This is a genomic window from Endozoicomonas euniceicola, assembly GCF_025562755.1.
GTDB lineage: Bacteria > Pseudomonadota > Gammaproteobacteria > Pseudomonadales > Endozoicomonadaceae > Endozoicomonas_A > Endozoicomonas_A euniceicola.
Window position 1 is genome coordinate 2,697,001 of record NZ_CP103300.1, and the last position, 7,753, is coordinate 2,704,753.

Annotated in this window: 7 protein-coding genes; 4 read left to right on the top strand and 3 right to left on the bottom strand. The window is 46.2% G+C overall.

All coding sequences use genetic code 11. From position 1 onward, the window contains the following. The first annotated feature begins 115 nt into the window (after window positions 1-115). Window positions 116-1,765, top strand: a complete 1,650-nt coding sequence (locus NX720_RS10385) for a hypothetical protein (protein WP_262601039.1) — start codon at window positions 116-118, stop codon at window positions 1,763-1,765. A 104-nt stretch (window positions 1,766-1,869) separates the two neighbouring features. Here the strand turns inward: NX720_RS10385 and NX720_RS10390 are convergent, their stop codons facing one another. Both NX720_RS10390 and cdd read right to left on the bottom strand, forming a co-directional pair. Further along, complete coding sequence (locus NX720_RS10390) at window positions 1,870-2,124, bottom strand: hypothetical protein (RefSeq protein ID WP_262601040.1); 255 nt, start codon at window positions 2,122-2,124, stop codon at window positions 1,870-1,872. Between the two features lie 55 nt (window positions 2,125-2,179). Then, window positions 2,180-3,121 (bottom strand): cytidine deaminase, encoded by a 942-nt coding sequence (gene cdd, locus NX720_RS10395; RefSeq protein ID WP_262601041.1) that lies wholly within the window; start codon window positions 3,119-3,121, stop codon window positions 2,180-2,182. Window positions 3,122-3,399: 278 nt separating this feature from the next. Here cdd and NX720_RS10400 point away from each other — a divergent pair, with 278 nt between their 5' ends. Next, a complete protein-coding gene (locus NX720_RS10400) occupies window positions 3,400-4,035 on the top strand; it encodes a hypothetical protein (protein WP_262601042.1) in 636 nt (211 codons plus the stop codon). Window positions 4,036-4,080: 45 nt separating this feature from the next. Then, window positions 4,081-5,025, top strand: a complete 945-nt coding sequence (gene murI, locus NX720_RS10405) for a glutamate racemase (protein WP_262601043.1) — start codon at window positions 4,081-4,083, stop codon at window positions 5,023-5,025. An 18-nt stretch (window positions 5,026-5,043) separates the two neighbouring features. On the opposite strand, the gene NX720_RS10410 is transcribed toward murI, so the two are convergent. Further along, the gene (locus NX720_RS10410) at window positions 5,044-6,150 is read right to left on the bottom strand and encodes a TRAP transporter substrate-binding protein (protein WP_262601044.1); all 1,107 of its coding nucleotides are present in this window, start codon (window positions 6,148-6,150) and stop codon (window positions 5,044-5,046) included. A 247-nt stretch (window positions 6,151-6,397) separates the two neighbouring features. On the opposite strand from NX720_RS10410, the gene NX720_RS10415 reads away from it, so the two are divergent. Beyond that, the gene (locus NX720_RS10415) at window positions 6,398-7,699 is read left to right on the top strand and encodes a TolC family outer membrane protein (protein ID WP_262601045.1); all 1,302 of its coding nucleotides are present in this window, start codon (window positions 6,398-6,400) and stop codon (window positions 7,697-7,699) included. Window positions 7,700-7,753 lie beyond the last annotated feature (54 nt).

The following is a 7,753-nucleotide window of genomic DNA, read 5'->3' on the forward strand; positions in this document are numbered from 1 at the left end:
TTTTTTTGTGATCATCAAAGCATAGCCTGTTTAATCGCTCAAGAACTTGCAACTCCCTCAGTCACTGCTAAACCAATACGGTCAATAAATATAATGTCTGAACGAGGAATAAAAAATGAAATACCGGACTTTTCCGATGGTCTCTCTTTTTGCAGCTTTTCCTGCTTTGGCTTTTGACTTGGGTTTTAGCTCAAAAGTAAGTGGATCAGCAGGGAGCTTTGGTTTAATGATGACATCAATAAGGCTCGAAGCTCCCCCTCTTGAAGCAGGTTTCATCAGAAAAGATGCTATTTTAACTGGCCACATAGCAGACATCACAAGCACCCGGATAGTGTCAAAACCGCAGCAAACTCAGCAGGTAACACTACCTTTTTGCGATATCTCTGCCCAGGTTTCTCGTGATACAAGCGGTCAGCAGTCTTTGTCATTCAAACTCTCTGAAAAATCCGGCAAGGCATTGCTTGAATCAAGCCAGCAAAATGCTTTCGGCTATCAAAGTCTACTGCTTAAAATAGCCGAGCCCGTTGCTAATAATAAACTTAAGATTTTGTTTGATGAGACCAGCTCCAGCTTTGTTCTCTCTTCAACGACACACAGAATCAAAGTGCCTTCGCGTGTAGACAGAGAGGGCTATCCTGAAAGGGTTTTGACTGGTTTCTCCATGCTTCACCACACGTCATTAGAGGATATGACCAGAGCCTGGTTCTGCTATGGCAAGAATGCAGGTTACTTTTTCCACTCCACTTTCCACTCCACTATAGCCTGTGATGATGGTTCACACTTATCATGGAATAAAGAGGAAAACTTATATAGTTATCACGCAGTAGCAGCTGCACCTTCTCCAACTCCACCTGATTTCTCATTTGGCTTGCAACAGTTTGGTTATGATGAAGGCTGGCCCTTGTCTTACGAGTACCTGCTTCTGGCATTCAAAGGAAAGCCCATCAGAATTTCTGCTATAGGAGATGTCAGCTCTGAGAGAAAACCTGACGACGGCAATGCCTCTTCAAGAAACGAGGCTTCAGGCAGCGGGTATTCTTCTTCCGCGACTTCCTTAAATACCGCACGAAGCTCGTCTTTACAGACTGGAAGGCATAAAAGTTATCAATCTGGTTCTGCGGGAGCAGGGGCGGGGGGGAATGAACCTCCCCGCAGACCTGTCAAGTATGAAAAAAAAGAACCAGAAGACGGTGTTGTTTCCGACAAAACCAGCAAAGAACGCAGAGAGAAAAGAACTGAGGACTCTGGACTTACGACATTCTTTCCATCCAACCCAAACTTAAAATATCCATTACCTGCAGGAGCTGTAGACAAAAAACAAAAGCAACCAGTTACTCGTAAACAGAAATTAGATGTTTATTATGAAATGTTAAATACGCATCTCAATAATGCTCAGGAAAGTATTCTGGCTTCTACACGAATTCTTACTCCTTCAAATTCACCGCTATATGATAATCTTCTGGCTGCTTATTGTTTGATAAAATCAGCAACAAAAAAACTTTTCCCTAATTCACAAGATAGCAGCGAAATATCACTGCCTGACACTGCAACTGACTATGACTATGGAGACGGCGGACAAGAAGAAGACTTTGTTACAACCGATGAAGATACTGCTTTAATCAGTAGCAAAATAACAAAGAAGCAAAAGAGAAAACGTGATAAAAAACCTAATAAAAACCCAAAAAATGACCGTTCAAATAAAAGTGGTAAAAAACATCACAGAAAAAACAAAGATCGCATTAAACCTGAAGAATACTGGCATTAGAAGGAAATGAGAATTTCCCAAACCCAATCGCCATAAGAAAACATAGATCAGTTGGAAAGTCAGTCAGAAAAACCAAAACGCTTTTAAGCACTTTCTGATTATTTTTAGTCTGTTGCTGAAGGTTTGTCGTCTTTACTCTTATTTCGCCGGGCCCTCCGCTCGGCAATTTTTCTTTTCTTTTTGCGCGCCTTGCGTGCAGCCAGTTTTTTTGAGCGAGCAACGTCAGAATGGTCATGAGGTAAAGCAGGGCTGTACTTTTTATCATCCTGCTTTTTATTTTGCTGATTATCTCCAGAACCATCGTCGGGGTTATGGCCGTAATCAAGGTTTGTGGATGTGGTGGAAGGATCTATTTTCATCGTTGGCGTCCCTGCCCGAAATATGTGACGTTGACTCACTGGCTTTCTGTTTAGTTTAGACCTTGAAATACTCAAGCCTAACACCATAGTCGGCCAGAAAAACTTCTGCCAGATAGCGTTGCGAGCTGGTTCCCTGCTGTTCAACCATAACGGCAGCGACAATATGATCTTCCGGCTGCGCCAGCAATGCCATCCGCCAGTTAACAACCGCCGCCTCCATGGCTGAAATGCCCGGATTAAAAGCCGCATTCTCTCCATAGCGCCCGGTAACTACCCGACCACTGGACAGTTGCAGAGCCACGCCCGCCCGGCTGTTTGAAACAGGTGCATGACTTCGCCGGGCCGCCTCCAGAGCAGCCTGAGCCAGTTCGCTGGTTTCTGCCAACGGCTTTTCTGAGAATGACTTTTCTGAAAACGACCTTTCTGAGAGTGATAGTGGGTAACAAGCATCGCTCATCAGGTACTCTTTGATACCCAGGTCACCTGGACCAAAAGCATCCGGCAGCAGGTCGCCAATCTTACGGGTAACCACCTCCCCTCTGGAGGTACGATCAATAATGATCTGCAGGTCATCAACCCTGTTCAGCTCTTTCAAAAACTGGCGACAATGACCGCAGGGCGCTTCATTCACCATCAGGCGTTTCAACCAGGTTTCACCCTGGTGCCAGGCATTGGTGACAACACACTGCTCAGCATGAACAGTGATTTTCAGAGGATGCTGAGAAAACTCCAGGTTCGCACCAAAATACAGATTGCCACTGCCGCCTTCTGCTATGGTTCCTACCTGAAAACTGGAAACCGGAGTAACGCTCAGAGAAGCTGCGAGAGGCAACAGAGCTTTCATCAGCTCCTCGATTGTCATATTCAGGCACGACAACAATGAGTCAACCTGCTTTTTATCCAGACGCCCCGACTGTGTGGATAGAGTTTTCAGAATCGATGCAGGTTGAGCAGGAAATTCGTTCAAAAGACTATTGAAGTCGTTTTTAATCTGCATGACATAATAACCAGTAAGAAAGAGACGAAGCCTTACCATACTGAATTGCACCGCTCTGTCCAGTTTTCAGGTAAACTGCACGCTCCGGTGGGGCTGTTGCAGTATGAAGCGGCGAAAAGCCTTCTGAATCCCCTTCGACAACAATGGCAGTCAGCAGGATATCAGGAACAGCAAGGCGAAACAGAAAATATCAGGATGCATCCGAAGCAAGAAAAGAGCGAAATAGTATAACCGGGTACGAAGTGGTATCTCGTCGGTGAGGAAGCAGGAGCATAACTATGTTAGATATACACAGCCTTATTACTCTCGGAAATCTTGCATGCCATCATGTTTATAATGAACTTGCGTTCACGGCTATTAACCATCCTCCTGGTTTTCCTAGCTACAGGCCATCTCCCCATCCCGCAACTATGGCTACTCCGAACATGGGTGACGATATGTTTGGAGAGAAACGAAGTATACACGCAGAGTTAAGAGTACGCAGAACTGAATTTCTTGGAAGAAATCCAAGTGTTGGGCAGCAAGCTGCGTGGTGTAAAAAATTAGGGTTTGGGACGTGTGATGACTTTGCATCTATAGCATATAATTATTTATCAAATATAAAGCAATCACCTGATTTACATATAGGAATAGTCCGAACTGAGGTCAATTACGACCATACTTTTTTACTATTAGATAGTAAGCCTATCCTGCCGGAGTTTATTTTGGGTGGTGAAAGATTTAAAAAAGCACTTCAAGGTTCTGTTGTATGTGACCCCTGGGCTAACTGTACTTTTCCTGCTTCGGACACCAGCTGTATTATCAAGTACTTTAGCTTAATACCACGATTTAATGGTATTTCCTTTTCATCAGGTCTTGTGCTTACAAGAAAGCATCCAGAATGGACAGAAGCCGAAAAGAACAATCTCTTTTAGAGTGAAGCTGAATCAGTGACTCCTTGATTAGACTCCTCACTGCTTATGAAATCCCCGGGAAACAGCGAAGAGCTCTTATTTGCAAACCGGTTGACAGCGTCTACCCTGTTTGATTTTGTGGAACAACAACACCCTTTATCTATGCAACAACCCGCTCAACCACTCGTTCAACAAGTCGCTCAACAAGAGCAACAAGAGAAACCCATTGTTATCTTCGACTCCGGCGTTGGGGGGCTGAGTATTTATCAGGAAGTCAAACGCAGACTGCCGGGGGTTGAGGTCGTTTACTGTGCGGACAACGAGGCATTTCCTTATGGTCCAAAGCCAGAAGCGGAAGTCATTGACAGAACCCTGTATTGCCTGAGCCAACTGGCAAAGCAATATCAGCCAGCCCTTGCCATTATCGCCTGCAATACAGCCAGTACCATCTCTCTGCCCCACGCACGACAGGCGCTGCAAATTCCGGTGGTGGGTGTTGTTCCAGCCATCAAACCAGCAGGCGAGTGGTCAAAGAAACGCACTATTGGGCTGCTGGCGACTCCGGGAACCATTGCCAGAGAATATACCCATCAGTTAATTCGCGACTTTGCCAGAGACTGCGATGTCATTTCCGTGGGTTCCAGTGATCTGGTTGCCATGGCAGAACGTCATCTCCGAGAACAACCTGTCAGCCATGAGGAGTACCAGGCCGTCGTTGAACCATTCTTTGCCAATGGCAAACAGCCCGACTGCATCGTTTTAGGCTGCACCCATTTCCCGCTGCTGGAGCAACAGCTTCAGGCCGCCTGCCCGGTTCCTATTCACTGGATTAATTCCGGTGAAGCCATTGCTAGGCGGGTTGAATTTCTACTGGAAACCATCCCTGATTCCAGCACAACCACCTCTGACCGGTTTATCTATACCGGCAGCCCTGACGGGATTCATGGCCTGATGCCTGCCCTGGAATCAATGGGATTTGAAGAAGTGCATGAGCTGGAGCAGGAACGTTAACCCCTGCTCACTTAGCTTCTATAAAGAACGTGCGTCGTAATAGGCTTCTTCAGAAATCTTGTGGTACTGCGTGGACTGTTCACGGAAAGCCTTAAAAGACTCGTAAACACGTTTGGCAACATCACTGCTGGCAGCCACTTCAGCAGTGACTTCATCAGCCGTTTCCTTCAGCTTTTTTAATACGTCATCCGGCAAACGGCGCAGCTTCACACCATGCTCAGATACCAGCTGGTTGAGTGCGGCATTATTTCTGGCTGTGTACTCATCGAGCATGTCCTGATGAGCCGCTTTTGCAGCAGCCTTTACGATAGCCTGAAGATCGGCTGGTAATGCATTCCAGGCATCCAGATTGATGGTAAATTCCATCATGGAACCTGGCTCATGCCAACCGGGATAGTAGTAATAGGAAGCCACCTTATAGAAGCCAAACGCCATATCGTTATAAGGCCCAACCCATTCCGTTGCATCAATGGCACCGGTTTGCAGTGCGGTAAACAGTTCACCGCCGGGCAGTGTTACCGGAACGCCTCCCAAACGCTTCAGCACTTCTCCGCCCATGCCGGGAATGCGCATTTTCAGCCCCTTAATATCATCAAGAGAGTTAATTTCCCTGTTAAACCAGCCCGCCATTTGCACACCGGTATTACCTCCTGCCAGCGGCTTAATATTAAAAGGCTTGTAGACTTCATCCCATAGCGCCTGTCCACCGCCATAGTGAATCCAGCTGCTGATTTCCTGAGCGTTTAAACCAAAGGGGACGGCGGTAAAAAACTGTGTCGCAGGGTCTTTGCCCTTCCAGTAGTAAGCACCGGAATGCCCCATGTCAGCGGTACCGTTCGACACCGCATCAAACACTTCCAGTGCCGGAACCAGTTCACCAGCGCCGTATACCTTAACCTGAAGGCGACCCGCACTCATTTCGTCAACCATGTCAGCAAAGCGTTCTGGTCCCATACCCAGTCCGGGGAAATTTTTGGGCCAGGACGTGACCAGTTTCCATTCAAAGGATTGTTGTTCAGGCTCCGCCGCAACGGAGGTTTCAGTTTGCTCAGACGATCCACAACCGGCAAGAAATGTTGCAGACAATGCCAGCCCGACGGAGGCAAGCAGGTTACGACGTTTCATGACTTTACCTTTCTGTCATTGTTGTTTTTATACAGATGTTTTTATAGAAGACAGGTGCATGTTATCAGGTGTGGCTTTTCTGGCAACTGGATAGTTTGAGCTGCCAATGAATTATTAATTTTTATTTAAATAGCCAATCGTATTATTTACATACCTAACCTTAATTGTTAGTAATAAGTAACCAATAAAGTGATGGCAATAAGGATTTTTGCCTCATATTAATAACTAAACGACATGGATTCATGGAATGATAAAGCTCCAACAATTGGCTATAGCTCTGGCAGTCACTATTTTTACCTCCCCATTCGCCTACTCAATGACCCTCAGTGACGCACTTAAACAAGCCAAAACAACAAACCCGGTTATTCTGGCTGCTCAACACCGGCAAACAGCCCAGGAAAAAAGAGTGAGTCAGGAGCAGGCCGCTTATCTGCCCTCTATTGATATAACCTCGCGCTGGGGCAGGGAAAAAAGTCGCAATAGCACCGTTGCGGCGAGACATCCGTTGAAGGATAAAGATGCTTTCGACACGCTGACACGCAGTGAAAATAAAATTGTTTTAAAGCAACTGATATTTGATGGGTTTGAAACAGCTAATCAGGTTGCGTCTTCAAAAGCCAGCAGCGTGGCAGAAACTCAAAGTCTGCTCAACGTTCAGGAAGCAGTGTTCATCAATGTCGTAGAGGTTTATCTTGATGTGCTCAGATACCAGAACCTTCTGGAGTACGGACAAGATTACGTAAAGGTTCAGAAATCAATTTTTGATAAGGTAGAAGACCGTGCCAACAGTGGGTACGCCGATAAGGCTGATCGATTACAGGCCAGCAGCCGACTGAGACTGGCTCGCTCGGAATTGAGACAGATTGAAAGCGACCTTGCAAGATCAGAAGCCTCGTTTGAGCGTCTCGTTGGCGTAAAACCGATGGAACTGAGCCTGCCTGATACCAATATCAGCCTTCCGGCAGACCTGGATAATGCTATCCGCCAGGCCATGTCAAAACACCCGGCACTAAAAATGGCCACAGCAAGAAAAGAAGCTGCAGAAAAAAGTTATGATGCCAGTAAGGCCGCTTACCTGCCAGAGTTTGGCCTTGAATTAGCCGCCAGTCAAAACAGGGATATGGATGGTTCCATAGGGCCAAACGACGATTACAGTGCATTATTGACTATGAACTTTAATCTTTTCCGCGGCGGTTATGACAAAGCGCGAAAGATGGAGCGTGCTGAACAGATGAACGAAAGCCTTCAGGTGTATCAGGAATCTCTTCGGAAAGTTCAGGAAGGTGTTGCGAAAACATGGTTTGCACTCAAGTCTGCGGAAGATCGAGTAGAACAGATTAATGGCTATGCCGATGAGCGCGACCAGGTGAAACAGTCATTTTTCGAGCAATACGAAACGGGTCGTCGCTCTCTTTTAAATCTTCTGGACAGTGAGCAGGAAAGCTTCAACGCAAGAAAGCTTCAGGTTAACGAGCAATTTACAGCCTATCTTGAAAAATACCGGTTATTAAGCGCTATCGGAATCCTGGCTACCCAGATCCAACCTTGAAAGCTGCACTATGTGACTATACAGGAGGCTGATCTTATACCAGCCTCCTTTTTA

What these genes read in the sequence shown, in the direction of transcription:
- murI (WP_262601043.1), top strand. Translation starts at nt 4,081, where the DNA reads ATGAAATCCCCGGGAAACAGCGAAGAGCTCTTATTTGCAAACCGGTTG.
- NX720_RS10385 (WP_262601039.1), top strand. Translation starts at nt 116, where the DNA reads ATGAAATACCGGACTTTTCCGATGGTCTCTCTTTTTGCAGCTTTTCCT.
- NX720_RS10415 (WP_262601045.1), top strand. Translation starts at nt 6,398, where the DNA reads ATGATAAAGCTCCAACAATTGGCTATAGCTCTGGCAGTCACTATTTTT.
- cdd (WP_262601041.1), bottom strand. Translation starts at nt 3,121, where the DNA reads ATGCAGATTAAAAACGACTTCAATAGTCTTTTGAACGAATTTCCTGCT.
- NX720_RS10390 (WP_262601040.1), bottom strand. Translation starts at nt 2,124, where the DNA reads ATGAAAATAGATCCTTCCACCACATCCACAAACCTTGATTACGGCCAT.
- NX720_RS10410 (WP_262601044.1), bottom strand. Translation starts at nt 6,150, where the DNA reads ATGAAACGTCGTAACCTGCTTGCCTCCGTCGGGCTGGCATTGTCTGCA.
- NX720_RS10400 (WP_262601042.1), top strand. Translation starts at nt 3,400, where the DNA reads ATGTTAGATATACACAGCCTTATTACTCTCGGAAATCTTGCATGCCAT.